21 protein-coding genes are annotated in these 26657 nt (G+C 44.2%); 18 read left to right on the top strand and 3 right to left on the bottom strand.

Features of this window, described 5'->3' with window-relative positions:
• Positions 1 to 65 precede the first annotated feature (65 nt).
• The 11 genes from nuoC to nuoN all read left to right on the top strand — a co-directional run bounded on the left by nuoC (position 66) and on the right by nuoN (position 13845).
• A complete protein-coding gene (gene nuoC / locus PSE69_RS05890; protein ID WP_272675153.1) occupies positions 66 to 1865 on the top strand; it encodes an NADH-quinone oxidoreductase subunit C/D in 1800 nt (599 codons plus the stop codon).
• Positions 1866 to 1867: 2 nt separating this feature from the next.
• The gene (gene nuoE, locus PSE69_RS05895; protein ID WP_004921124.1) at positions 1868 to 2410 is read left to right on the top strand and encodes an NADH-quinone oxidoreductase subunit NuoE; all 543 of its coding nucleotides are present in this window, start codon (positions 1868 to 1870) and stop codon (positions 2408 to 2410) included.
• Positions 2407 to 3765 carry an NADH-quinone oxidoreductase subunit NuoF gene (gene nuoF, locus PSE69_RS05900; protein WP_004921121.1) on the top strand — a complete coding sequence of 453 codons (1359 nt, stop codon included), beginning with the start codon at positions 2407 to 2409 and terminating at the stop codon, positions 3763 to 3765. The genes nuoE and nuoF overlap by 4 nt, the downstream gene beginning before the upstream one ends.
• 90 nt (positions 3766 to 3855) lie before the next feature.
• On the top strand, positions 3856 to 6588 hold the full coding sequence (nuoG, locus tag PSE69_RS05905) for an NADH-quinone oxidoreductase subunit NuoG (RefSeq protein ID WP_071821155.1): 2733 nt from the start codon (positions 3856 to 3858) through the stop codon (positions 6586 to 6588).
• Positions 6588 to 7565, top strand: a complete 978-nt coding sequence (gene nuoH, locus PSE69_RS05910; protein ID WP_014656260.1) for an NADH-quinone oxidoreductase subunit NuoH — start codon at positions 6588 to 6590, stop codon at positions 7563 to 7565. Before nuoG ends, nuoH begins: the two co-directional genes overlap by 1 nt.
• A gap of 14 nt (positions 7566 to 7579) precedes the next feature.
• Positions 7580 to 8122, top strand: a complete 543-nt coding sequence (gene nuoI, locus PSE69_RS05915; RefSeq protein ID WP_004921112.1) for an NADH-quinone oxidoreductase subunit NuoI — start codon at positions 7580 to 7582, stop codon at positions 8120 to 8122.
• A 12-nt stretch (positions 8123 to 8134) separates the two neighbouring features.
• The gene (gene nuoJ, locus PSE69_RS05920) at positions 8135 to 8680 is read left to right on the top strand and encodes an NADH-quinone oxidoreductase subunit J (protein WP_004921110.1); all 546 of its coding nucleotides are present in this window, start codon (positions 8135 to 8137) and stop codon (positions 8678 to 8680) included.
• Positions 8680 to 8982, top strand: a complete 303-nt coding sequence (gene nuoK, locus PSE69_RS05925; protein ID WP_004921109.1) for an NADH-quinone oxidoreductase subunit NuoK — start codon at positions 8680 to 8682, stop codon at positions 8980 to 8982. Before nuoJ ends, nuoK begins: the two co-directional genes overlap by 1 nt.
• Complete coding sequence (gene nuoL / locus PSE69_RS05930) at positions 8979 to 10835, top strand: NADH-quinone oxidoreductase subunit L (protein WP_121875165.1); 1857 nt, start codon at positions 8979 to 8981, stop codon at positions 10833 to 10835. Before nuoK ends, nuoL begins: the two co-directional genes overlap by 4 nt.
• A gap of 19 nt (positions 10836 to 10854) precedes the next feature.
• Positions 10855 to 12375 carry an NADH-quinone oxidoreductase subunit M gene (gene nuoM / locus PSE69_RS05935; protein WP_004921104.1) on the top strand — a complete coding sequence of 507 codons (1521 nt, stop codon included), beginning with the start codon at positions 10855 to 10857 and terminating at the stop codon, positions 12373 to 12375.
• Positions 12376 to 12381: 6 nt separating this feature from the next.
• Positions 12382 to 13845, top strand: coding sequence for an NADH-quinone oxidoreductase subunit NuoN (nuoN, locus tag PSE69_RS05940; protein WP_004921103.1), 1464 nt, complete (start codon positions 12382 to 12384; stop codon positions 13843 to 13845).
• A gap of 54 nt (positions 13846 to 13899) precedes the next feature.
• On the opposite strand, the gene PSE69_RS05945 is transcribed toward nuoN, so the two are convergent.
• Together PSE69_RS05945 and PSE69_RS05950 are read right to left on the bottom strand one after the other, a co-directional pair.
• A complete protein-coding gene (locus PSE69_RS05945) occupies positions 13900 to 14928 on the bottom strand; it encodes an alpha-xenorhabdolysin family binary toxin subunit B (protein WP_272675155.1) in 1029 nt (342 codons plus the stop codon).
• Positions 14921 to 16123, bottom strand: coding sequence for an alpha-xenorhabdolysin family binary toxin subunit A (locus PSE69_RS05950; protein ID WP_121875166.1), 1203 nt, complete (start codon positions 16121 to 16123; stop codon positions 14921 to 14923). The genes PSE69_RS05945 and PSE69_RS05950 overlap by 8 nt, the downstream gene beginning before the upstream one ends.
• Before the next feature lie 803 nt (positions 16124 to 16926).
• Between PSE69_RS05950 and PSE69_RS05955 the strand changes: the two genes are divergently transcribed.
• The 6 genes from PSE69_RS05955 to menE all read left to right on the top strand — a co-directional run bounded on the left by PSE69_RS05955 (position 16927) and on the right by menE (position 24080).
• Entirely contained in the window at positions 16927 to 18264 is a 1338-nt protein-coding gene (locus tag PSE69_RS05955; protein ID WP_121874922.1) for an isochorismate synthase, read from the top strand.
• Positions 18265 to 18377: 113 nt separating this feature from the next.
• Positions 18378 to 20051, top strand: coding sequence for a 2-succinyl-5-enolpyruvyl-6-hydroxy-3-cyclohexene-1-carboxylic-acid synthase (gene menD / locus PSE69_RS05960; RefSeq protein ID WP_076914120.1), 1674 nt, complete (start codon positions 18378 to 18380; stop codon positions 20049 to 20051).
• The gene (gene menH, locus PSE69_RS05965; RefSeq protein WP_014656254.1) at positions 20051 to 20815 is read left to right on the top strand and encodes a 2-succinyl-6-hydroxy-2,4-cyclohexadiene-1-carboxylate synthase; all 765 of its coding nucleotides are present in this window, start codon (positions 20051 to 20053) and stop codon (positions 20813 to 20815) included. The genes menD and menH overlap by 1 nt, the downstream gene beginning before the upstream one ends.
• A gap of 12 nt (positions 20816 to 20827) precedes the next feature.
• The gene (menB, locus tag PSE69_RS05970; RefSeq protein WP_004921088.1) at positions 20828 to 21685 is read left to right on the top strand and encodes a 1,4-dihydroxy-2-naphthoyl-CoA synthase; all 858 of its coding nucleotides are present in this window, start codon (positions 20828 to 20830) and stop codon (positions 21683 to 21685) included.
• Positions 21685 to 22656: an o-succinylbenzoate synthase gene (gene menC, locus PSE69_RS05975; protein ID WP_040133286.1), complete on the top strand. Its 972-nt coding sequence runs from the start codon at positions 21685 to 21687 to the stop codon at positions 22654 to 22656. The genes menB and menC overlap by 1 nt, the downstream gene beginning before the upstream one ends.
• Positions 22644 to 24080 (top strand): o-succinylbenzoate--CoA ligase, encoded by a 1437-nt coding sequence (gene menE, locus PSE69_RS05980; RefSeq protein ID WP_104873572.1) that lies wholly within the window; start codon positions 22644 to 22646, stop codon positions 24078 to 24080. Before menC ends, menE begins: the two co-directional genes overlap by 13 nt.
• 153 nt (positions 24081 to 24233) lie before the next feature.
• Here the strand turns inward: menE and PSE69_RS05985 are convergent, their stop codons facing one another.
• A complete protein-coding gene (locus PSE69_RS05985) occupies positions 24234 to 25673 on the bottom strand; it encodes a catalase (RefSeq protein WP_121874921.1) in 1440 nt (479 codons plus the stop codon).
• Positions 25674 to 25971: 298 nt separating this feature from the next.
• On the opposite strand from PSE69_RS05985, the gene PSE69_RS05990 reads away from it, so the two are divergent.
• Positions 25972 to 26520, top strand: coding sequence for a YfaZ family outer membrane protein (locus PSE69_RS05990; RefSeq protein WP_004921080.1), 549 nt, complete (start codon positions 25972 to 25974; stop codon positions 26518 to 26520).
• Positions 26521 to 26657 lie beyond the last annotated feature (137 nt).

A 26657-nucleotide genomic window follows, 5' to 3' on the forward strand; every position in this document is an offset into this window, starting at 1 on the left:
GCCATACAGCGTAACAGAGCAATGTGTTGCGAAATGATAAACCTGATCAAGCGTTATGGTGAAGAATGATGACAGATCAGATAGCGCAAGAGAGTACCCTGCCAGGATGGCAGACACAGGAACATTTAAATGATCCTGTGCTTCTGGAACTGCGCAACCAATTTGGCCCGGATGCCTTTTCTGTTCAAGCTACCCGTACTGGAATGCCAGTTATTTGGGTAAGACGTGAGCAGTTACTGGAAGTCGTAGACTTTTTGAAAAAATTGCCAAAACCTTATGTCATGTTATTTGACTTGCATGGGGTGGATGAGCGTCAGAGAATACATAGACAAGGTTTGCCAGAGGCAGACTTTAGTGTTTTCTATCACCTCATCTCGATTGATCGCAACCGCGATATCATGTTGAAGGTCGCATTAAATGAGAAAGACCTGAATGTACCTTCTATCGTGTCACTGTTCCCAAATGCTAACTGGTACGAGCGAGAAGTGTGGGATATGTTTGGTATTACCTTCCAAGGTCACCCAAACTTACGCCGCCTGCTAATGTCACCAAGCTGGGAAGGTCACCCATTACGTAAAGACTACCCAGCGCGCGCTACAGAATTTGACCCATTTGAGCTAACTAAGCAAAAACAAGATCTGGAAATGGAAGCACTAACTTTCAAACCAGAAGAGTGGGGCATGGCGCGTGGTAATGAAAACGAAGACTTCATGTTCCTTAACTTAGGACCTAACCATCCCTCTTCACACGGTGCCTTCCGTATTGTGTTGCAGCTAGATGGTGAAGAAATCGTAAACTGCGTACCAGATATCGGTTACCACCATCGTGGTGCTGAAAAAATGGGTGAGCGTCAGTCTTGGCATAGCTACATTCCTTATACTGACCGTATTGAATACCTTGGCGGTTGTGTGAATGAAATGCCTTATGTGTTAGCCGTTGAAAAGCTAGCGGGCATTGAAGTTCCTGATCGCGTGAAAACGATCCGAGTGATGCTATCTGAGCTGTTCCGCATTAACAGCCATTTACTCTATATCAGTACCTATATTCAAGACTCCGGCGCAATGACCCCTGTGTTTTTTGCGTTTACAGACCGCCAAAAAGTTTACAACGTCGTTGAAGCCATTACCGGTTTCCGTATGCACCCAGCTTGGTTCCGTATCGGTGGTGTTGCGCATGACCTACCACGCGGTTGGGATAAATTACTACGTGAATTATTAGATTGGCTGCCAAAACGCCTCGACTCTTATGTCACGACAGCACTGAAAAACACCATTTTGAAAGGCCGTTCAATCGGGGTTGCTGCTTATACAAAAGAAGAAGCCTTGGCTTGGGGGGTTACTGGTGCTGGTTTACGTGCGACAGGTCTTGATTTTGACGTGCGTAAATGGCGTCCGTATTCAGGCTACGAAAACTTTGAGTTTGATATTCCTATTGCTCACAACGGTGACTGTTATGACCGTGTGATGATCAAAGTGGAAGAGATCCGCCAAAGTATGCGTATTCTTGAACAATGTTTGAAGAATATGCCAGAAGGGCCTTTCAAAGCCGATCACCCATTGACGACGCCGCCACCGAAAGAGCGGACGTTGCAGCATATTGAAACCCTGATCAACCACTTCTTACAAGTGTTTTGGGGTCCAGTTATGCCTGCGAATGAATCATTCCAGATGATCGAAGCAACTAAAGGGATTAACAGTTACTACCTAACGAGTGATGGCAGCACAATGAGCTACCGTACTCGTATTCGTACACCGAGCTATGCGCATTTGCAGCAAATTCCAGCGGTGATCAAAGGTAGTCTGGTTTCCGACTTGATTGTCTATCTGGGTAGTATCGATTTTGTAATGTCGGATGTGGATCGCTAACCATGCATAATGAACATAATAAGCAGACCAGTCTTGATGGCGTAAATGTTTTTGAACCGCAAGAAACACAGCACGGTTTCGTTTTAACGGAAGCCGAGCGTGCTGAAATCGAAGGTGAAAAACACCACTATGAAGACCCGCGTGCTGCCTCAATTGAAGCACTAAAAATTGTGCAAAAAAACCGTGGCTGGGTTGAAGACGGTGCTATTTACGCGATTGCCGAAGTACTAGGTATCCCCGCGAGTGATGTCGAAGGTGTGGCGACATTCTATAGCCAAATCTTCCGTCAACCTGTAGGACGCCACATTATTCGTTATTGCGATAGTGTGGTTTGCCATATTACGGGATACCAAGGATTAGAAGCTGAAATTATCAATCAGTTAAATATTCGTCCAGGGCAAACAACGGCAGATGGCCGCTTTACGCTGCTACCAACCTGTTGTTTGGGTAACTGTGATAAGGGTCCTACTATGATGATTGATGAGGACACTCACAGCTACGTACAGCCTGAAGATATTAAAAAGTTACTGGAGCAGTATCCATGACAAACTCCTTTAAACAAGTGATCCGTACTGCGGAAACACATCCGTTGACATGGCGTTTGCGTGATGACAAACAACCTGTTTGGCTGGATGAGTATCGTAGTAAGAATGGATATAAAGGTGTTGAACGTGCACTTAAGGGCATGGCACCCGACGAGGTGGTTAGCCTTGTCAAAGACGCTGGGCTAAAAGGCCGCGGCGGTGCAGGTTTCTCCACTGGTCTGAAATGGAGCCTGATGCCAAAAGACGAAAACATGAAACTGCGTTACTTTTTATGTAATGCGGATGAAATGGAGCCAGGCACCTATAAAGACCGTCTTTTGATGGAGCAACTGCCTCACCTTTTAGTTGAAGGCATGATCATCGGGGCTTATGCGCTAAAAGCTTATCGTGGTTATATCTTCCTACGCGGTGAATATGTTGAGGCGGCCAAACACCTACGTCGTGCCATCGAAGAAGCGAAAGCGGCTGGGTTACTCGGTAAAAATATTTTAGGTTCAGGCTTTGACTTTGAACTGTTCGTGCATACCGGTGCTGGTCGTTATATCTGTGGTGAAGAAACGGCATTAATTAACTCCCTTGAAGGGCGTCGCGCGAACCCACGTTCAAAACCACCATTCCCTGCAACGTCAGGTGCATGGGGGAAACCTACTTGCGTAAACAACGTTGAAACTATCTGTAACGTTCCTGCCATCTTAGAGCATGGTGAGCAATGGTATATCAACCTCAGTGCTGGCAAGAGTAAAGATGCGGGCACCAAGCTGATGGGCTTTTCAGGCAGAGTGAAAAATCCAGGCTTATGGGAATTGCCATTTGGCACAACAGCACGCGAAGTGTTGGAAGATTATGCAGGTGGGATGCGTGATGGACTGACATTAAAAGCATGGCAACCCGGCGGCGCGGGTACTGACTTTTTAACTGGCGATCATCTTGATTTACCAATGGATTTTGAATCTATCGGTAAAGCAGGGAGCCGTTTAGGTACTGCGTTAGCGATGGCCGTGGATAACGAAATCAACATGGTGTCTCTGGTTCGTAACCTTGAAACTTTCTTCGCTCGTGAATCCTGTGGCTGGTGTACGCCTTGCCGTGATGGCTTGCCATGGAGCGTGAAAATTTTGCAGGCGTTAGAAAAAGGGGAAGGGCAGCCGGGCGATATTGAAACATTAGAGCAACTTTGCCGTTTCTTAGGTCCGGGTAAAACTTTCTGCGCTCACGCACCGGGTGCGGTAGAGCCATTACAGAGCGCCATCAAATATTTCCGTGAAGAATTCGAAGCGGGTATCTCGCAAAAAGATCTGCGCAATATTGCTCAGATAGCCGGTATCCAGCCCAACCTATTAAAACAGCGTTGGTAATATTTTTGCGAATGAGCAACCGCAAAAATCGATTTTCACGAAGAACGTATTTTTGATTAACGCCTGCTGTTGAGCGGGCCTTTGGGAAGCATGCTGACTATGGCTACAATATATGTAGACGGCAAAGAATATGATGTAAACGGGTCTGAAAACCTGTTACAAGCCTGCCTTTCTCTGGGGCTAGATATTCCTTATTTTTGCTGGCATCCGGCGCTGGGAAGCGTTGGCGCTTGCCGCCAGTGTGCGGTTAAGCAATATCAAAACGCGGATGACACTCGTGGTCGTCTCGTGATGTCTTGTATGACACCGGCAACGGAAGGGACTTACATCTCTATCGATGATGAAGAGGCCAAACAATTCCGTGAAAGTGTTGTGGAATGGCTAATGACCAACCACCCACACGACTGTCCAGTCTGTGAGGAAGGGGGCAACTGTCATTTACAAGATATGACGGTAATGACCGGTCATAATATGCGTAAATACCGTTTTACCAAGCGTACTCACATCAATCAGGATCTGGGGCCTTTCATTAACCATGAAATGAACCGCTGTATTGCCTGCTATCGTTGTGTGCGTTATTACAAAGATTACGCAGATGGTACGGATTTAGGCGTGTATGGCGCACACAACTATGTCTACTTCGGTCGTACTGAAGATGGCACTCTGGAGAGTGAATTCTCCGGTAACTTAGTTGAAGTGTGTCCAACGGGGGTATTTACCGATAAAACACATTCAGAACGCTATAACCGTAAATGGGATATGCAGTTTGCACCGGGGATCTGCCAACAGTGCAGCATCGGTTGTAACACTAGCCCAGGTGAACGTTATGGTGAATTACGCCGTATTGAAAACCGCTACAACGGCTCAGTAAACCACTATTTCCTGTGTGACCGTGGGCGCTTTGGCTATGGTTATGTTAACCGTAAAGATAGACCTCGCCAGCCACTGCTAAATAAAGATGGCGTGAAACAAGTGATTTCAGCCATTGAAGCGATGCAAAGTGGTGCACAGATCATCAATCAAGCGAAAAAAGTGATTGGTATCGGCTCTCCACGTGCCAGTGTCGAAAGTAACTATGCACTCCGTGCATTAGTTGGCGCGGAAAACTTCTACTCAGGTGTTTCGGCAGATGAACAGCGTCGCCTTGAATTGATGCACAACATTCTGCAAAACGGGGGGATCTATACACCAAGCTTACGCGAAGTGGAAGATTACGATGCAGTACTGGTTCTGGGTGAAGATTTAACTCAGACGGGTGCTCGTATGGCACTCTCGGTTCGCCAAGCCGTTAAAGGTAAAGCTCGTGAAATGGCAGCGGCCCAAAAAGTGGCAGACTGGCAAATAGCGGCGATCATGAATATCGGCCAACACGCGAAATACCCTCTGTTTATCACTAACGTTGACGATACGCGTTTAGATGATATCGCGGCATTTAACTACCGTGCTCCTGTTGCAGACCAAGCGCGTTTTGGTTTCGCTATTGCGAACATGATTAATGGTGATGCACCGGCTGTAACAGATTTACCTGCTGATTTACGAGCTAAAGTTGAAACCATTGCTCAAGCGCTGGCCAGTGCGAAAAAACCATTGATTATCAGTGGTAGCCACTCAGCAAGCGATGCGATGATCCAAGCGGCTGCTAACGTTGCGTTTGCACTCAAAGCAAAAGGTGCTCAAGTGGGGCTATCTTACCTTGCTTCCCACGCGAATAGTTTTGGTCTCGCAATGATGAAAGCACAGCCGTTGGATAGTGCATTTGAGCGCATTAATGCAAATGAAGTCGATGTCGCTATTGTGATGGAAAATGACCTTTACCGTCATAGCAGTGTTAACGCTGTCGATAGTGCATTGGCGAAACTGAAGCACCTCATTGTGGCGGATCATCAACATACTGCCATTATGGATAAAGCCACCTTGGTATTACCTGCGGCAAGTTTTGCGGAAGCAGATGGAACCTTGATCAACCAAGAAGGTCGCGCTCAACGCTTCTTCCAAGTCTTTGACCCATCTTTCTACGATAAATCTATCGTCATGAACGAAAGCTGGCGCTGGTTGCATTCACTGCAAACAGAAGCGCAAGCACGTGATGCAGATTGGTCTCAGCTTGATCATGTTATTGCGGATTGTGTGGCTGCGTTACCTCAGTTTGAAGGTATTGTCGATGCGGCACCAAAAGCATCTTTCCGTATTCGTGGTCAGAAACTTGCTCGTGAGCCACACCGTTATAGTGGGCGTACGGCGATGCTAGCGAATCAATCGGTTCATGAACAGCGCCAACCGCAAGATAAAGACACGGCGTTTGCGTTCTCTATGGAAGGGAACAACAGCCCAACGGCACCACGTCAGCAAATTCCATTTGCATGGGCACCAGGTTGGAACTCACCACAAGCTTGGAACAAATTCCAAAGTGAAGTGGGTGGCCATCTGCGTTTTGGTGATCCGGGCGTTCGTTTGTTTAATTCAACAGAAGGTAAACTGGGTTATTTCACGGAGATCCCAGCGGCTTATCAGGCGACTGAAGCTCAATGGGTGGTTGCGCCTTACTATCACTTGTTCGGCAGTGATGAGATGTCACAACGCTCTGAGGTGATCCAGCAGCGCATGCCGGAACCTTATATCATGTTGAATGAAAAAGATGCCGCGGCGATTGGCCTTGCAGCAGGTACTCAAGCGGAGTTCAGTTATGAAGGACAAACCTTTAATCTGACGGTGCGTGTGAGTAAAAATCTGTCGAGTGGTCAAATCGGTCTGCCATTGGGTATGCCAGGTATTGCACCAGCCATGGCGGGTGTATCAGTCAATAATCTGCGGAGGGGGGCATGATGGATTGGATATCCCCAGAAGTGATGGAAATTTTGGTTTCCGTCCTTAAATCGATTGTCATCCTATTGGTTGTTGTGATCTGTGGGGCATACATGAGTTTGGGTGAACGCCGTATTCTCGGTTTATTCCAAAATCGTTATGGCCCTAACCGCGTTGGACCATTCGGCATGGGGCAGTTAATGGCCGACATGTTCAAAATGTTGTTCAAAGAAGACTGGATCCCACAGTTTGCAGACAAAAAAATCTTTACGTTAGCACCTGTGATTGCGTTTTGTTCGCTGTTCCTCGCTTTTGCTATCGTACCTGTCAGCCCAACATGGTATGTCGCTGACCTGAATATCGGGATCTTATTTTTCCTGATGATGGCAGGTCTTGCGGTTTATGCCGTTCTGTTTGCTGGTTGGTCAAGTAACAACAAATACTCACTGCTAGGTGCGATGCGTGCCTCCGCACAAACGGTGAGCTACGAAGTGTTCTTAGGTCTTTCATTGATGGGGGTTGTGGCTCAAGCAGGCTCTTTCAATTTGATTGATATTGTGGACGCTCAGAAAGGTATGTGGAACATCATTCCTCAATTCTTTGGCTTTGTGACGTTTGCGATTGCAGGTGTTGCGGTATGTCACCGTCACCCGTTTGACCAACCAGAAGCTGAACAAGAGATTGCGGATGGTTACCACGTTGAATATTCAGGTATGAAATTCGGCCTGTTCTTCGTTGGTGAGTATATCGGTATTGTTACAGTCTCTGCCTTGATTGTAACGCTGTTCTTTGGTGGCTGGCATGGACCTTTCTTGCCGTCATTCCTGTGGTTTGCGATTAAGACTGCCTTCTTCATGATGATGTTTATCCTGATCCGTGCATCTTTACCACGCCCACGTTATGACCAAGTGATGTCTTTCGGTTGGAAAATCTGCCTGCCGCTGACTCTGCTTAACCTGCTGGGTACCGCAGCAGTTATTTTATACAACGCTCAGTAAGGGGTGATTGAACCATGACATTGAAAGATTTATTGGTCGGTTTCGGCACTCAAGTACGCAGTATTTGGTTGGTCGGTTTGCATGCGTTCCAAAAACGTGAAACGCAAATGTATCCCGAAGAGCCAGTTTACCTGCCGCCCCGTTACCGTGGTCGTATCGTATTAACCCGTGACCCAGACGGTGAAGAGCGTTGTGTTGCCTGTAACTTATGTGCGGTTGCTTGCCCAGTGGGCTGTATCTCACTGCAAAAAGCGGAGCATGAGGATGGGCGTTGGTATCCTGAATTTTTCCGCATTAACTTCTCACGCTGCATTTTCTGTGGGTTGTGTGAAGAGGCTTGCCCAACAACGGCAATCCAATTAACACCTGACTTTGAAATGGGTGAATGGCGTCGTCAAGATCTTGTTTATGAAAAAGATCACTTATTAATTTCAGGTCCGGGTAAATATCCTGATTATAACTTTTACCGTAAATCGGGTATGGCGATTGCAGGTAAAGACAAAGGTGAAGCGGATAACGAAGCCAAACCAATTAACGTCAAAGACCTGTTGCCATAAGGAGCGATATTCATGGAATTTACATTTTATATCGCCGGTCTGGTTGCTGTTTTAGCGACTTTGAGGGTGATAACCAATACTAACCCGGTACATGCGTTGTTGTATCTGGTTGTTTCTCTGCTGGCACTGTCTATGGTGTTCTTCTCGCTCGGCGCATACTTTGCGGGGGCTTTGGAGATCATCGTATACGCGGGTGCCATCATGGTACTGTTCGTTTTCGTGGTGATGATGCTCAACCTTGGGCGCTCTGTTCAAGAGCAAGAGCGTGAATGGCTGGCACCGAAAAACTGGATTGGGCCGGCACTGTTATCTGCAGTATTGCTGGCACTTCTGGTTTACGGCATTACCAGCCTGTCATACCAAGACGGTATTACTGGCACGGTGATTAGTGCGAAAGAGGTGGCAATTAGCTTGTTTGGACCTTATGTCCTAGCGGTTGAATTGGCATCATTGTTACTGCTAGCAGGCTTAGTAGTTGCGTTCCACGTAGGTCGTGACCGTACTGAAAACAGTGCTGATCTTGTTAGCAATGCGAAAGCGAAAGCGGAGGAACAATAATGATACCTCTTCAACATGGTCTGATTTTAGCGGCTATTTTGTTTGTGATGGGGCTAAGCTGCCTTGTTATCCGCCGCAACTTGCTTTTCATGCTGATCGGACTGGAAATCATGATTAACTCAACAGCGCTCGCTTTTGTGGTCGCTGGGAGTTTTTGGGGGCAACCAGACGGCCAGATAATGTACATTCTGGCAATTGCACTGGCTGCAGCGGAGGCGAGTATTGGATTGGCGTTGTTACTGCAACTCCATCGTCATCGTCAGAACCTGAATATTGATAAAGTCAGTGAGATGCGCGGATGAATTTACTCTATTTAACAATTCTGTTTCCGCTTCTGGGGTCAGTGCTATTAGCATTTTCCCGCGGTCGTTGGTCAGAAAATGTTTCAGCTATTATTGGGGCTGGAGTCGTCGGCCTTGCAGCGGTTGTTGCATTGTATGCGGGTATTGAGTTTTTAGAACAACCTGTACTTGCAAATGGTGCATATCCTCCGTACACCGATCTGCTTTGGACTTGGATGTCAGTGGGAGATTTCAATATCCCGTTTACGATTCGCCTTGATGGCCTCTCACTGACGATGTTAGGTGTTGTAACGGGCGTTGGCTTCCTGATCCACGTTTATGCTTCTTGGTATATGCGTGATGAGGAAGGGTATTCACGCTTCTTTACTTACACTAACTTGTTCATCGCGAGCATGGTGGTTTTAGTACTCGCCGATAACATGATGCTGATGTATCTCGGTTGGGAAGGGGTAGGGCTGTGCAGTTACCTGTTGATCGGTTTCTACTACACCAATCCAGATAACGGCAAAGCGGCAATGAAAGCCTTCTTCATTACGCGTGTTGGTGACGTGTTCTTAGCTATCGGTATGTTTATTCTGTGGAATGAACTCGGTACTTTGAACTTCAGCGAAATGGCTGTAATGGCACCACAAAAAATGGCAGAAGGTGGCAGTGCAATCACATGGGCAACCTTAATGATCTTAGGTGGTGCGGTAGGTAAATCTGCTCAATTACCACTCCAGACATGGCTAGCCGATGCGATGGCGGGTCCAACTCCGGTCTCTGCTCTGATCCACGCAGCAACCATGGTAACCGCGGGTGTTTATCTTGTTGCTCGTACCCATGCATTGTTCTTGATGGCACCAGAAATCTTACATCTGGTCGGCATTGTGGGCGGTGTCACCCTGTTGTTAGCAGGCTGTGCAGCATTGGTTCAAACCGATATCAAACGTGTATTGGCCTACTCAACCATGAGCCAAATTGGTTATATGTTCTTGGCTCTAGGTGTTCAGGCGTGGGATGCAGCTATTTTCCACCTGATGACGCACGCCTTCTTTAAAGCACTGTTGTTCTTGTCAGCAGGTTCGGTGATCATTGCTTGTCATCACGAACAAAATATTTTCAAAATGGGTGGATTGCGTAAGCAAATTCCATACGTCTATACGGTGATGTTAATCGGCGGAAGTGCACTGGCTGCACTACCTCTATTCACGGCCGGTTTCTACAGTAAAGACGCTATTTTGTGGGGTGCAGAAGTGGATGGCCAAACGGTTCTCTTATGGGCTGGCCTCATCGGTGCACTACTGACAGCAATGTATACTTTCCGTATGATTTTCATCGCCTTCCATGGCGAAGCGAAAATTAAAGCGCACAAGGTCAAAGGATTTACTCACTCCATACCATTGGGCATTTTGGCAATTTTAGCGACATTTATTGGTGCGCAGATTCACCAGCCGTTAGAAGGCGTATTCCCTGTTAATCCACTGGAGCATGAAGCTGGTAAGCTACAGTTGGAGATGCTTTCAGGTAGCCTTGCTGTTATCGGACTGTTGATTGTGGCATTCATTTATCTGTACAGACGCTCTATCGCCACAGTTATCGCGAAAAGTGCACCAGGCCGTTTCTTCTCAACATGGTGGTATCATGCGTGGGGATTCGACTGGCTGTATGACGTTGTCTTTGTAAAACCTTTCAAGGGTGTTGCATGGCTACTGGAAAGCGATCCTGTGAACTCATTGATGAACCTACCTGCCTGCTTGTCTCGTTGGGCAAACAAAGGGTTGGCAATTAGTGAGAACGGTCAGGTCCGTTGGTATGTTGCCTCATTGGGGCTGGGTGCAGTGCTGATTCTTGCTCTGCTGCTTTTGGTTTAATTAAGGGACACATTGCGCCATGCTATTACCCTGGCTAATACTCATTCCCTTCATCGGTGGCCTGCTAAGCTGGCAGGCTGACCGGTTTAGCCACCGCGCACCACGTTGGGTTGCGCTGGCTTCAATGGGAATAACATTAATATTATCAATCTTGTTATGGCTACAGGGAGATTACTCTCTGGTAAATCCACAAGGTGTTCCACAATGGCAAGTGGAATATTCAATGCCGTGGATCCCAATGCTGGGTATTAATTTCCATCTGGCGATTGATGGCTTATCACTGTTAATGGTGGTACTAACCGCGATCATGGGGGCTTTCTCAGTCCTCAGTTCGTGGAGTGAAAACCAAGCCAACCAAGGTGCTTATCACTTTAACCTGCTGTGGATTATTGCAGGTGTGATGGGGATTTTTACGGCGGTTGACCTGTTCTTGTTCTTCTTCTTCTGGGAAATGATGTTAATCCCAATGTACTTCCTGATTGCTAACTGGGGGCACAAAGGAGCAGAAAACAGACAGCATATTAACGCTGCAACTAAGTTCTTTATCTACACACAAGCGAGTGGCTTGATTATGTTGGTGTCGATTGTTGGATTAGCATTAGTCCACTTCGGCGACACCTCTGTGTGGACATTTAACTACAATGAGTTGCTTGGTACTCAGATGTCTAGCACCGTTGGCTTTATGCTAATGTTAGGCTTCTTTATTGCCTTTGCGGTTAAGATGCCATTAGTGCCATTCCACGGTTGGATGGCGGATACCCAAGAGCAATCGCCAACAGCAGGCTCTGTGGATATCTCAGGTATCATGTTGAAAACAGCGGCTTACGGCCTGTTGCGTTTTACACTACCTCTGTTCCCTGAAGCATCGATCGAGTTTACACCTATTGCGATGACACTTGGTGTGATCAGCATTTTCTACGGTGCATGGCTTGCATTTAAACAAACAGACATTAAGCGTCTTGCTGCATACAGTAGCTTGTCTCACATGGGATTTGTGACGGTGGCAATCTACGCTAGCTCTGTTCTTGCATACCAAGGTGCAGTGATCCAAATGATCACAAATGGCTTGTCAGGTGCAGCATTAATTATCATCAGCGGGCAGTTGTATGAGCGTACACAAACCCGTGATATGCGCATGATGGGTGGATTATGGAAACGTATTAAATGGTTACCGGGTTTATCACTGTTCTTTGCCGCTGCAACTTTAGGTATGCCGGGCACAGGTAACTTTATCGGTGAATTCATGATCCTGTTTGGTACATTCAGCCAATTTACGCTGGTGACTTGCATCATGGTCTTTGGTGTGGTGTTCGCATCTGTCTACTCATTGTGGATGATGCAACAAACCTACTACGGTACACCAAAATCCGAGAGCGAAATGAAAGGGTTAACAGCACGTGAATTTGGTGTGCTGCTGGCTCTGGCTGTTTTACTGGTTATTATTGGCTTCTATCCACAACCAATTCTGGATACTTCAGAGGGTGCGATGGAAACATTACATAACTTGTACACTGCTTCACTTACAACATTAAGGCCGTAATTCGCCATGACAATAACACTTCAACAATTGATCGCAATACTCCCGCTATTGATCGTCGGATTGACGGCGGTGGTTGTGATGCTGTCCATTGCGTGGCGACGCGATCACCTAACAAGTGCCACACTGACAGTATTCGGCTTCGCCGTTGCGCTGCTATCTCTGTTCTTTATTGCAGAGGGGCTGCCAATAGAAGTCACTCCGCTTATTCGTGTTGACGGCTATGCGATGTTCTACAGCGCATTGGTCCTGATTGCGGGTATGGCAACCAGCATTTTTGCTTTCCATTGGTTGGAAGGCTTTAATGATAATAAAGAAGAATTCCATCTGTTACTGGCGATTGCGGTAACAGGGGGCGTCTTACTTTCAATGGCTAACCACATGGCATCCATGTTCATTGGTATTGAATTGATCTCTTTACCCTTGTTTGGTCTTGTGGCTTACACCTTTGAACGTAAACGTTCGCTGGAAGCAGGTATCAAATACATGCTGTTATCTGCCGCTGCCTCTTCTTTCTTGCTCTTTGGTATCGCCTTACTGTATGCAGAATCAGGCAGCTTAAGCTTTGCGGCTGTGGGTCAGAGTCTTTCTGATAGCCAAATCCATGCGCCATTGGTGTTGATTGGCTTGGGGATGTTGATTGTAGGCTTCGGTTTTAAATTATCACTGTTCCCATTCCAATTATGGACTCCAGACGTTTACCAAGGTGCTCCAGCTCCGGTATCCGCGTTCTTAGCAACGGGAAGTAAAATTGGTATCTTTGCAGTATTAATGCGTATCTTTATGGAAGCGCCTGCTGCTCAAAGTAATACATTGGCGATTGTTGTTAGCGTCATCGCTATTGCTTCGATTCTGTTTGGTAACCTGATGGCTATCACTCAGAAAAGTGCCAAACGCCTACTTGGTTATTCGTCCATTTCTCACATGGGATACCTGCTGGTTGCCTTAGTTGCATTACGCGCCGCCCCAACAGATTCCCAAGTCACTGTCGCTATCTATTTAGTCGGCTATCTGTTTGCAAGTTTGGGCGCCTTTGGTGTGATCAGCATTATTTCTAGCCCATATCGTGGCGATGACCAAGATGACTTGAGTGCATTTCGCGGGCTGTTCTGGCATAAGCCTGTACTTGCGACAGTGCTTACCGTGATGATGCTTTCTCTGGCTGGTATACCGATTACATTAGGGTTTATTGGTAAATTCTATGTGATTATTTCCGCAGTGAAGGCAGAGCTATGGTGGTTAACTGGTGCCGTGGTCTTAGGTAGTGCGATTGGTCTATTCTACTATCTACGCTTTATGGCAAGCTTGTATAGCCGTGATGCAGAACATGCAGATCGTTATACTGGGCCAGAAAAAGCCACTTTCGGGACAGTTGTTGCTGCTATCTGTGCAATTATCGTGATCCTGCTAGGGGTATGGCCGCAACCGCTTATCAATCTCTCCTATATGGTATTGGCTGTGAGCCCGCTTTAATCTTCACCGCCATTACAGTAAAAATAAACGGCTACTTTTCAGTAGCCGTTTTTTTTAATCAGCTAATTGGCGCTGATATTGATATTCGGCTTCATTAATAAAGTCCATAAAGGCTTCACAAGATTTGATGGCATTATGGATATTAAACGTCTGCTCGTCTAAACATGTCTGCATATAGTCAATCCATTGCGTTAAATAAGATTGTAACTGCTGAAAATGGGCAGCCACATCTTGTCGTTGCTCATCTATTTTTGAAATATCTTTAGTGAGCATAAGTAGGTGTGTCAGCTTATCAATGCGCTTTTTAAACTGCTGGTCTTTCTCATTTAAAACAGCGATTTGATCGACCAAATAGAGTCGAAAATTGACCAATTTTATAAAATCTAAGCCATTGTCAAGGATAGTGAGTAAGCGCTTGGCACAGGCAATCGCAATTTTTAGCAGATCTTTTTTAGAAGGAGGGATATTTAATGATTCAATGAGCGATATATCAGGAAAAACATGATCAAATAAATCCGCTAGCTTGTAATTTAAGATAACTTCTTCAGCTTTAACAATAGCAATTAACTCTTGGTTAAACTCATCCAATGTCTTTTGATTATTGTTAGCCAGTAATAAAAGGCGATTTTGTAGGTTACGATAGCTCTCACTTTTAAGGTGGTTTGCTTCTTCTAATTGTAATGCCAATAGATAATCGCTTGTGGTACGTAAAGGTGCCGTTAGCTTCTCTAGCTCATTTTTAAGCTCAGTAAAGTCATCGATAAATTCTGTTAACTCTAAATCCTGTTGACCTCCCTTTAAGTCATCAACATCCTGACTTGAAAATCGCTCACTAATCGTACTATCAATGATATAACGAGTTTTTAATTTCATTATTGGCAATGAGTTTCTGATTTGCTCATTGAGACTTTCTGCCTGAGTAGCAATCCGTTTTATTCGATTAAAAATGCTCGGATCGTAACTTAGAATGTTATGATTAAAATTATTAATTTTATTAATGAGCATTCTTACCTGATAAAACTCAATAGCAGGTAAAACTGGGAAATTTACGGTTTGGTGCATAGTATTACCTTTATTAAGCATGAGAGTAATGTGTCATTTTAATATCAAATAGTTCAATGAGTTGTTCTGAGTAAGTTTGCACAGACGCCCATGCGGTGATAATTTTTTTGAAACGAGCAATAAACTTTAAAAGGTTGGCAGCATTATCAATACGCGCAAAAGTTTCTATTGACTGCTTAATTTCGGTCAAAATAACAAGCCACATATAGTCTAAATGGTCAACTGCTAATCTTGCATCTTTAAAATAGCCTTCAATCTTCTGTAAATGTACTTGAATATCAAAAATAACTTTTTTAATAAAGCGATCTTTATTGAGTTTGTTATTGATTTCAACAATTTCTTTAAGTAATGCGTTTTTTCGATGGCGGACTTTTTCAGCTTTGCTGCCGAATATCCCTCCTGTAATCAGTAATCCAATTAAACCACCAGCAAGGCCTGTAAAGCTTAACTTAACAAAATGGTCATATTCTTTTTCGAGTGTTAATACCTCTTTTTTGAGTAAAGTGACTTTCTCAAAAAGATGTGATTCAGAATTAATATCATCAATAGAATCTAATTGCAAATAAATTGACTTAACTTTAAATAATAAAGAATCAACATGTTGATTATTAGATAAAGCACCTCCAATAATATGTGCTCGAAAGTCAGAAATAGTATTTTTAATCCTAGAAGTTTTATTGGCTTGCATTTTAATATCATCTTGGATGAGATTCAGTATGCTTAATAATTCTGTGGCAATTTGCTGGTCATCATTTTGGTAAGTAAGCCCATCTAGCGCCTCGGCTGACAAGTCGTCAATGCTATTGGCTATTTGCTGTATAATAGGCATATCATTAATGTATTCAATGATTTGATTTCCAGTCTGAACAATATTTCGACTAATCAGTGATAAATTAATAGATTGTTGTTTAACTTCTTGTTCGACACCATCCCAACCGTTGGCATGGGTGTGAATTAATTGAATAACCTCAGTCAGTGCGCTAATTTTTATGGGTAAATCAGTTGATTCATTAATTTTTAGCCATGAATGGATTTCTAATGTTGATGTTGGTAATGAAAGGGCAAAATGGGTATATCGATGAATATTCACTAAATCTTGGTGAGTAAAAATGCCGGCGGGGCGAGCAGAGTGAGGGTCTTGGTTGGTTAATAATGCAAGAGTTGCCGCTCCTATATTCTCTTTTTCAATTATTTTGTCATAAGTTATTTCACTCATAATGGTTCATTTCCAATTAAGTATTGTGGTTGAAATAAAAGGTAGACAACAGAAAATCACAAATATGAGTGATGCGATAAAAATGATAGAGCTAAAAATAGTATTATCTCTAAGCAATTTATCACCCATGATAAAACATTAGATTCGCATTTACCCCGTATAGTTAAGAATAAATTACTTTAAGGATCGCCTAAAAGTAGATACTAAAATATGAAAATATATATTATAAATTGACGACCTAATATAATCGATAATAAATTCATTATGATTAAATGTTGAAATGTCTAATCATAAAAGTGCAGGAAGTTATATTAAATGTTCTAAGATAAAAATATTATGTCACTCTTTGACGCGTTAAGAGAGTGAATAATAAATATTAACTCTGCGAGCATTGTTTTTGTCATATCATTTTTTTATTTTTTAATATCGTAATTATAATTAATGTTTTTTTAGTGTGATGTGACGTATTTGAATACTTACCGTATTGTTACCCGATGATGATTATTTTACTTTGTACAAATATGATTAACAAATAACCATCAAGTAAAAAAACAAAATGGTGTTTTTGTGTGATCTTGAAGATAAAGATTGATATAAGTCAAGTAAATAATTAAAGTTAAATTTTTTAATCTATACAATAAGATGCGTAGTGATTTATTGGTGATGTAATAAAAAATTACTAATACATATTTGATTTTACGAGGCGTAACACCTATTGTCAGAAATAATCAATGTATTAATAAATTATATTGCACTATATAATTATCGATAGTCTTTGTTGAGTGTGGCAGTAGGGATCTAAAGTGGTATATAAAAAAATAGATAATTTAATAACTGAAATTCTTCATCAACTGTCAACATTGGCATTGGGCAATCAAGAATTCATACGTCTACATTGGCAATTGGATGGTCACTCTACATTTCCTGGGTTAGCTTGGCTATCGGCTCAATCCTGTTATCCGCAGTTCTATTGGTATCAGCGCACGGGAACGGATGAGTGTAGCGCTCTGGGAACTGTATATGAATTTAACGCAATCACTGAGGCCGAACAGTTTTTGTCTTTACATGCCCAGTATCCCGATATGCGTTTATGGGGCTTAAATGGCTGGAACGCGGTTGGTGAAGGAATTTCATTGGCCGATAAACAACAGGCAACGTTTTACTTTTTACCGCGTTTAGAAATTTTTCGCGTTCGTTCATCAATATCAGTCTATCTTAATATCAAAGGTGAAGATGACCGTTTAGCCGCAATCGCATTTTTAAAGCAGCTCAAGCCAGCGGCAACATTGCCACCTTTAAATGCACAAATTATCGGTCATGAACATTTCCCTGAAAAGGCGCAGTGGTGCCACCTATTAAATAAAGCTATCACGAAAATGAGAGCGGGGGAGATGGAAAAAGTTGTGATGGCGCGTGAAACGAAATTGACGTTGTCACAACCCGTTTCTGTGGCGGAATTTTTAGCGGCAAGCCAACGAGTTAATTTTCAATGCTACCATTTTATGATGGCATTAAGCCAAGAAACAGGTTTTCTGTCCTCAACACCGGAGCGTTTGTATCTACGACAAGGTACACAACTCAATTCGGAGGCACTTGCAGGTACAGTCGCGAATCATCCTGATGACGCGATTGCTGCTGAAAAAGCAAAATGGTTGATGGAAGACAGTAAGAACCAACACGAAAACTTAGTGGTCGTGGACGATATTTGCCAGCAGTTACAAGGTATTGTAACGGGTATTGATGTTTCCCCCGCGAAAGTGATTCGCCTACGCAAGATCCAACACCTCTATCGTTCGATTGCCGCAACTTTAGTGTCACCTTCAGACAGTGAATGTTTACAGCGTTTACAACCTACTGCTGCGGTATGTGGGTTGCCGAGAACGGTTGCTCGTCAGTTTTTAACGGAACATGAGCCTTTCTCGCGCCGCTGGTACGCTGGAACGGGAGGTTTCGTTAGCTTAAATAAAAGTGAGTTCGCCGTGTCCTTACGCTGTGCTCAAATTGAACATCAACGGTTGTCATTGTTCTCGGGGGCTGGGATTGTCAGTGATTCTGATCCGGAACAAGAATGGATTGAAATTGAAAATAAAGCTGCGGGGCTTAAATCTCTACTTGAACCCCCTGAAAAACCACAAATATAATATGGTTATTTTTCTTTTGGTTTCAATTAGTTCACTAAAAATTGTTCTAAGATCAAGAAATTTATATCAAGCGCATTACACTTACTGATAATAAACAACTTATTGAGCTCATTATGTCGAATTCTGTTTTTAATATGCGTTGGGCTGAGATTATTATCGAAGCACTCACCCGCCACGGTATGAAACATATTTGTATTGCGCCTGGTTCTCGCTCTACACCTTTGACGTTAGCAGCAGCGAATAACAATAAGCTTCACTGCCATACTCATTTTGATGAAAGAGGCTTGGGGCATCTAGCTTTAGGTTTAGCAAAAGCAAGCCTTGAGCCTGTCGGCGTGATCGTCACTTCAGGAACCGCAGTGGCTAACCTCTATCCTGCCCTAATTGAAGCCGGACTGACTGGCGAAAAAGTCATTTTTTTGACGGCAGATAGACCGCCGGAGCTTATCGATTGTGGCGCGAATCAGGCTATTCGCCAAACATATATCTTTGCGTCACACCCATCACAAAGTTTGATGTTACCCCGACCAACTCGTGATATTTCGGCGAAATGGTTAGTCAGTGCCATTGATAATGGGATGAATCAACTACACCACGGCGCTTTCCATATTAACTGCCCATTTGCTGAGCCGCTGTATGGTGAAACGGAAGGAGATTATGAATGGCAGCAACAACTTGGCGATTGGTGGCATTCTAATTTACCTTGGTTAAGCGAGCCTTTAACCAACACCGTTGCCCATATTTCTGACTGGTATTTTTGGCGTCAGAAAAAAGGGGTTGTTATTGCGGGTCGTATGAATAGTCAAGATGGTGAGCGTGTTGCAAACTGGGCGAAGGAACTTGGCTGGCCGTTAATTAGCGATGTGTTGTCACAAACAGGGCAACCTTATCCTTGTGCAGATTTATGGTTAGCTCATCCACAGGCCAAAGCGCGACTTAATGAAGCTGAACTGGTGGTACAATTCGGCTCGAGCTTAACAGGAAAACGCCTACTTCAATGGCAAGCACAGTGCCATCCACAAGAATACTGGATCATTGATACGATCCCAGAACGCCTTGACCCCGCTCATCACTACGGACGTAAATTAACATGCTCAATTAAAGGGTGGCTTGATGCTCATCCCGCTCAACCAAGAGGGGCTTGGTGTGAAGATCTTTACTCGTTGGCTGAGCAGACACAACGGCATGTGAGTACAAAGTTACGCAATCACTTTTCTGAAGCCGCGATTGCGCATCAATTACCAGCGCTACTGCCGCCAAAAGGGCAGTTATTTGTGGGTAATAGCTTAATTGTTCGGCTAATTGATGCTTTGGCGCAATTACCCGTGGGTTATCCGGTTTATAGTAATCGGGGGGCCAGTGGTATTGATGGTCTAATTTCAACAATGTCTGGTGTCCAGCGGGCAACCACCAAGCCGACCTTGGGGATTGTTGGTGACCTTTCGGCACTGTATGACCTCAATAGCCTCGCTTTATTGCGAGCGCCTTCAGCGCCAACGATTTTAATTGTGGTGAATAATAACGGTGGGCAGATATTTTCTATGCTACCTACGCCTGAAGCGGCAAGGCAGCAGTATTATTGTATGCCACAAAATATTCACTTTCAGCATGCGGCACTGATGTTTGGCTTGCAGTACGCAGCACCTAAAGATTGGCTCTCTCTAAAAACCACTGTTGAACAATTTTGGTATAACCAACAAGGGACATTGTTGATTGAATTAAACACCGAGAGTGACGAAGGTGCGCGAACTTTAAAACAGTTACTTGATGAGGTAGGCAGTTTCTGATGTTAGCGGCTTATCGACACAATGAACATCATTCGGGGCCTTGGTTAGTGTGGTTACACGGGCTGCTCGGTAGCGCCGATGAATGGCTGCCGATGGTGGAACTGTGCCCTAACTTCCCGTCATTGCGTGTTGATTTGCCCGGTCATGGATTATCTCAGTCTATAAGCTGCCAAAGTTTTGCTGATTTTGATGAGCAGTTGGTTCAACTTTTACAACATCATGGTATTCAACATTATTACCTTATTGGATATTCGTTGGGTGCACGCCTTGCTATGCATACGGCTTGTTATCGCCAACCAGCAGGTTTAAGTGGGTTGGTAATTGAAGGAGGAAATGTTGGGCTAAATAGCTCATCGGAGCGGGAGTCTCGTTACACCAACGACCACCATTGGGCGCAACGTTTTCGCCACGAGCCGATTTGCCAAGTGTTAAATGATTGGTATCAACAACCTGTATTTGCACATTTAACTGCGAGCCAACGCCAACAATTAATCTTGTTAAGACAGCACAATAACCCCTTAGCTGTCGCTGATATGTTAGAAAGTACCTCTTTGTCTAAACAGCCTTTTTTGGTGGACAAACTGTATCAGCTTACGATGCCATTTCGCTACTTTTGTGGTGAACAAGATCAAAAATTTCGAAGCGTTTCGCAACAATATGCTTTGCCGATTACGCTAATTAATAATGCAGGGCATAATGCTCATCGGGAAAATCCGTATGGCTATGCCACTGCACTTCATCATTTTTTATCACACTGTGGTTAAAGGAACTTGATAATGATTTATCCTAGCGAAGAAAAACTCTATGCCCCAATCGAATGGCAAGATTGCTCAGAAGGGTTTGACGACATTCTCTATCACAAGTCGTCAGAAGGGATTGCAAAGATTACGATTAACCGTCCACAGGTGCGTAACGCATTTCGCCCACAGACCGTAAAAGAGATGATCCAAGCGTTAGCTGATGCGCGTTATGACGATAAAATCGGTACTATTATCTTGACGGGTGAAGGCGAAAAAGCATTCTGTGCAGGGGGAGACCAAAAAATTCGTGGGGATTACGGCGGGTATCGTGATGAAAGTGGTACTCACCATCTCAACGTCCTAGATTTCCAACGCCAAATTCGTACTTGTCCAAAACCTGTTGTGGCGATGGTGGCTGGCTTTGCTATTGGGGGTGGGCACGTATTACATATGATGTGTGACCTAACGATTGCCGCGGATAACGCGATTTTTGGTCAAACAGGTCCTAAAGTAGGCTCTTTTGATGGTGGCTGGGGTGCATCCTATATGGCACGCATTGTTGGTCAGAAAAAAGCGCGTGAAATTTGGTTCCTGTGCCGCCAGTATAACGCTCAAGAAGCATTGGAAATGGGCTTAGTGAATACGGTTGTACCATATGCCTCTCTTGAAAAAGAGACCGTACGCTGGTGTCGTGAAATGCTTGAAAATAGCCCAATGGCACTACGTTGTTTGAAAGCGGCACTCAATGCAGATTGTGACGGTCAGGCAGGCCTACAAGAGTTGGCTGGCAATGCAACTATGCTGTTCTATATGACAGAAGAAGGTCAAGAAGGACGCAATGCGTTTAATGAAAAACGTGCGCCAGATTTCTCTAAATATAAGCGTAATCCATAATGCGTAAGGCAACACTTTACGCGTTTAGCCTGCCGATGGAGGCAGGCGTTATCCTGCGCTACCAACGCCTGAAAACTCGCGATGGGTTGTTGGTTCGCTTACAAGAAGGGGATAATGAAGGGTGGGGGGAAATATCACCGCTCCCCGAATTTAGCCAAGAAACGCTGGCGGAGGCAACAGAAGAAGCCAAACATCGGCTTGCCGAGTGGGTAAGTGGTAAGCCACTAGCGGAAAGCCTGTTACCGTCGGTAGCTTTTGGTTGTAGTTGTGCATTGGCCGAATTATCGGGGGAACTTCCTGAGCAAGCCGACTACCGCAAAGCACCATTGTGTAGTGGTGATCCTGATGACTTGATTTTGCGTCTAAGTGCAATGGAAGGCGAAAAAATCGCTAAGGTCAAAGTCGGCTTGTATGAGGCGGTACGTGATGGCATGGTGGCGAACCTATTACTGGAAGCGGTGCCTGACCTAAAATTACGTCTTGATGCTAATCGTAGCTGGACGCGTGCAAAAGCAGATGGCTTTGCGAAATATGTAAACCCTGCTTATCGCGATCGTATTGACTTCCTTGAAGAGCCTTGTAAAACACGGGAAGAATCACTGCAATATGCCGCAGATACTGGCATTGCCATTGCATGGGATGAAAGTGTGCGTGAGGCTGGTTTTAGGGTGGAGCCTCAACCGGGAGTTGCGGCGATTGTGATCAAGCCGATGTTAACCGGTAGCCTTGCTTATTGCCGCCAATTAGTCACAGAGGCTCATCATCACGGTCTGCAAGCGGTGATCAGCTCATCGATTGAAAGTAGTTTTGGTTTGACTCAGTTAGCGCGCATTGCTAATGCATTAACGCCTAATACGCTACCAGGGTTGGACACATTAGATTTGATCCAGTCTCAACTGATACGCACGTGGCCAAATAGTTCACTTCCAGTGAAGCAATTAGATGAATTGACTATCGAATGGCAGAGTTAGTATTTTTCCAAGACTGGCCTTGGCAACATTGGGCCAGTCATCGACCTGAAGCAGTGGCATTAATTACCGATATTGAGCCATTGACATGGGAACAACTGAATCAACGAGTGATGAGGCTCGCTTATCACTTTACTCAACAGGGTTTACGTGACGGACAAACCGTAGTGTTGCGCGGTAAAAATAGTGTAGAACTGTTATTGAGCCAACTTGCAACATTGTATTGTGGGGCGAAAGTTTTGCCTCTTAACCCTCGTTTACCTGAGTCTTTACTGGCAGAACTGTTACCACATCTGAATATTGATTTTGCTATCGATTTTGATGATGGTTTACTGGCTAAGTTTACTTACCCAATTTTAGCCGTGTCAGAGCGAGCGGTAACGGCGCATGAGTGGGAACACCATCTGCCTCACTTTTCTCATGCGAAGACCCAACCCGCCACTTTGATCTTAACATCTGGCTCTACGGGGTTACCAAAGGCGGCAGTGCATAATGTGCTTGCTCACCTCGATAGTGCAAATGGTGTGTTACAGGCGATGGATTACCAACAGCATGATTGCTGGCTGCTTTCTTTACCGTTATTTCATGTTTCAGGGCAAGGTATTTTATGGCGTTGGTTGCTGCGCGGAGCGCAACTAGCAATACGCTCAACACCGCTTATCGAAGCATTACAAACGGTTACCCATGCGTCTTTGGTTCCGACACAATTGTGGCGGTTACTCAATCAAACGGAAACATTATCACTATCTTTAAAACAGGTTTTACTTGGTGGCGCGACGATCCCGACTGCATTGACTGATCTTGCCTCACATAGAGGCATTGATTGCTGGAGTGGTTATGGTATGACAGAAATGGCTTCGACCGTCTGTGCAAAACGTGCAGATGGTAAGAAAGGGGTTGGCCTTCCACTTAAAGGGAAACAGTTGCGCTTAGTCGAGGGAGAAATTCAGGTTCGTTCACAGAGCCAAGCGATGGGATATTGGTTTGATGGAAAAATGATTCCATTAAAAACTATCGAAGGTTGGTTCAAAACCAATGATAGAGGCGCATATATCGACGATGAGTATCATGTGATCGGGCGGCTGGATAACTTATTTATTAGTGGTGGAGAGTGTGTTCAACCGGAAGATATTGAAGCGGTGATTAATAACCATCCAGCGGTGAGTCAAAGCTTTATTATTCCAATTGATGATGTGGAGTTTGGTCAAAGGCCTGTTGCCGTGATTGAGTTCAGCGATAAATGTGAATTAGACACCATTCAAGGTTGGCTAAAAGGCAAACTAGCGCCTTTTCAATATCCTGCTCATTTTTTTCTATTAGAGAATAGCTTAAAAGGAAGCGGTATTAAGGTATCGCGCCAGCAAGTGAAAAATTGGGTGTTACAGCAACCCGACCTTATTCAGTCAAAAGAGAATTCAGGACTGTAGTTTATCTATTTTTGATGAAAACAGGGGTGATAAAGCATCGTCAGAGTTAGATGGGCTTGTTTCGTCAATAGTGCAAACTAATCACTAATTTCCGGCATGGCTCATAATAAACGTCAGGCTCAAGATAAGAGCCTGACGTTTAACTAAGCGTGATTATTTAAGGGCATTTAACGCTTTTTCTACGCCCGCACCATATTCAGGGTGAACTTTTTTGAACAGGTCAATTTGGCGTTTTTGTGTCTCTTCAGAAGCCTCAATCAACTCTCCTGCAAGACGTTTGAACATGCGTTGATGCTCTGCATCATCAAGCAGTTCATATAATGCACGCGGCTGACTGAAATAGTCTTCATCTTCGCGATGGTTCCAATGATCAGCTGCACCTTCAAGCGTCAATGGTGGTTCACTGAAATTAGGCTGCTCTTGGAACATACCTGCACTGTTTGGTTCATAGGTCACACCATTACCACTGTTACCATCAACACGCATTGCACCATCACGATGATAGTTATGGAATGGGCAACGTGGTGCGTTAACAGGGATCTGGTAGTGGTTAACACCTAAACGATAACGCTGAGTGTCGCCATACGAGAACAAACGACCTTGCAACATTTTATCCGGAGAGAAACCGATACCTGGAACAATATTTGCTGGGTTAAAGGCAGCTTGCTCAACATCGGAGAAATAGTTAGCAGGGTTACGATTTAATTCAAAGTAACCGACATCAATTAATGGATAGTCTTTGTGAGGCCATACTTTAGTCAGATCAAAGGGATTATAAGGCACTTTTGACGCTTCGGCTTCTGGCATCACTTGAATTTGTAGCTTCCAGCGTGGGTAGTCACCTTTATTAATGGCATCAAACAGGTCACGCTGAGAACTTTCACGATCTTTACCGATGATCACTTCTGCTTCATCATCCATCAAGTTCTCAATGCCTTGCTGACTACGGAAGTGGAATTTAACCCAGAAACGTTCATTTTTATCATTGATAAAGCTATAAGTATGGCTACCAAAACCGTGCATATGACGGTAGCTACGAGGTATACCTCGGTCACTCACGTCAATGGTCAATTGATGAAGTGATTCTGGTAAATGAGAGAAGAAATCCCATTTATAAGCCATTGAGCGCATATTACTGTATGGGCAGCGTTTAACCACGTGGTTCAAATCCGGAAATTTCAGCGGGTCACGCAGATAGAACACAGGGGTGTTATTACCAACCAGATCCCAGTTACCTTCTTCTGTGTAAAATTTTAATGCGAAACCACGGATGTCACGCTCAGCGTCTGCCGCACCACGTTCACCGGCAACCGTTGAAAAGCGTGCGAACATATCCGTTTGTTTACCGACAGCAGAAAAGATATTTGCACGGGTATAACGGGTAATATCATGTGTAACAGTAAAAGTACCGAATGCGCCTGAACCTTTAGCATGCATACGGCGCTCAGGAATAACTTCACGGTCAAAATGGGCTAATTTTTCTAAAAACCAAACATCCTGTAATAGCATAGGGCCGCGAGGGCCTGCCGTCATCACATTATTATTATCAACAACAGGTGCGCCAGATGCAGTCGTGAGACCTTTCTTTTTCATCACAATACTCCAGTAAGTTATAGACAATAAAACTAAAAAATGCATTTATTTCGTTCGAAATATAATGCTTTCCATGCATAATGCCTTATTATCATTGGATTATAGTTGATTAGTTAAAGTATAACTAATACATAGTACCAATTACTGTGATAACTGATTAAAAATCAATAGGAATACTCAGCGTCGTTGTGAATGGTGTTGTTTTAATGACTGAAAAGTAAAAAACAGTAATAACTACTGAGAATTGGATTTATATATTGTAGTATGACTAAATAACTTCTATTAATGGGGCAATGATATGCGTAAAGGATTATTTCTCGTTGCAGCGGCAGCATCATCAATGATGTTCGTCGGGGCTGCACAAGCTGTTTCTGTTAATGCAAATGTGGGTAAGCATTATACTGAACTCAATGCAGGCATTGGTACTAAAGGCGCAGGCCTTGCATTTGATGGCTCATGGGCGCGTAGTGATCATGATGGTCAAATGGGTAGCTTAGGCGCAACCTTTGGTTTGCCTCTAGGTCCATTTTCAGCCTATGTTGGTGGTAAAGCCTTATATTTATCACCTGAAGACAATAAAGATGGCATGGCGCTAGCAGGTGGAGCCGGTCTTGGATGGCAAGTGATGCCTTCTTTGAATATTTATGGTGAAGCTTATGGTGCTCCGGCATCATTAACATCGGGAAGTCAATCTTATACCGAAGCAAAAGTCGGCGCACGCTATACTGTATTTAAACCGCTTTCAGTTGATGCAGGCTACCGTGTCATCGATATTAAAGGTACGCATGACAACCCAAGCAACAAAATTGCTGACGGTTGGTATGTGGGAGCAGGTCTAAGCTTCTAATTACTGGTTGTAATATAGCGGAACCCGTACAGTTTGGAGTGACGCTATAAAATCGGATATCAAAAGCCCCCCAATAGTTGGTTGCTATTGGGGGGCTTTTCCGTTTAGTGAACGGTACGAGCTTTGTTTTTGACGCT

It is taken from the genome of Providencia sp. PROV122, from assembly GCF_028482365.1.
Lineage (GTDB): Bacteria > Pseudomonadota > Gammaproteobacteria > Enterobacterales > Enterobacteriaceae > Providencia > Providencia stuartii.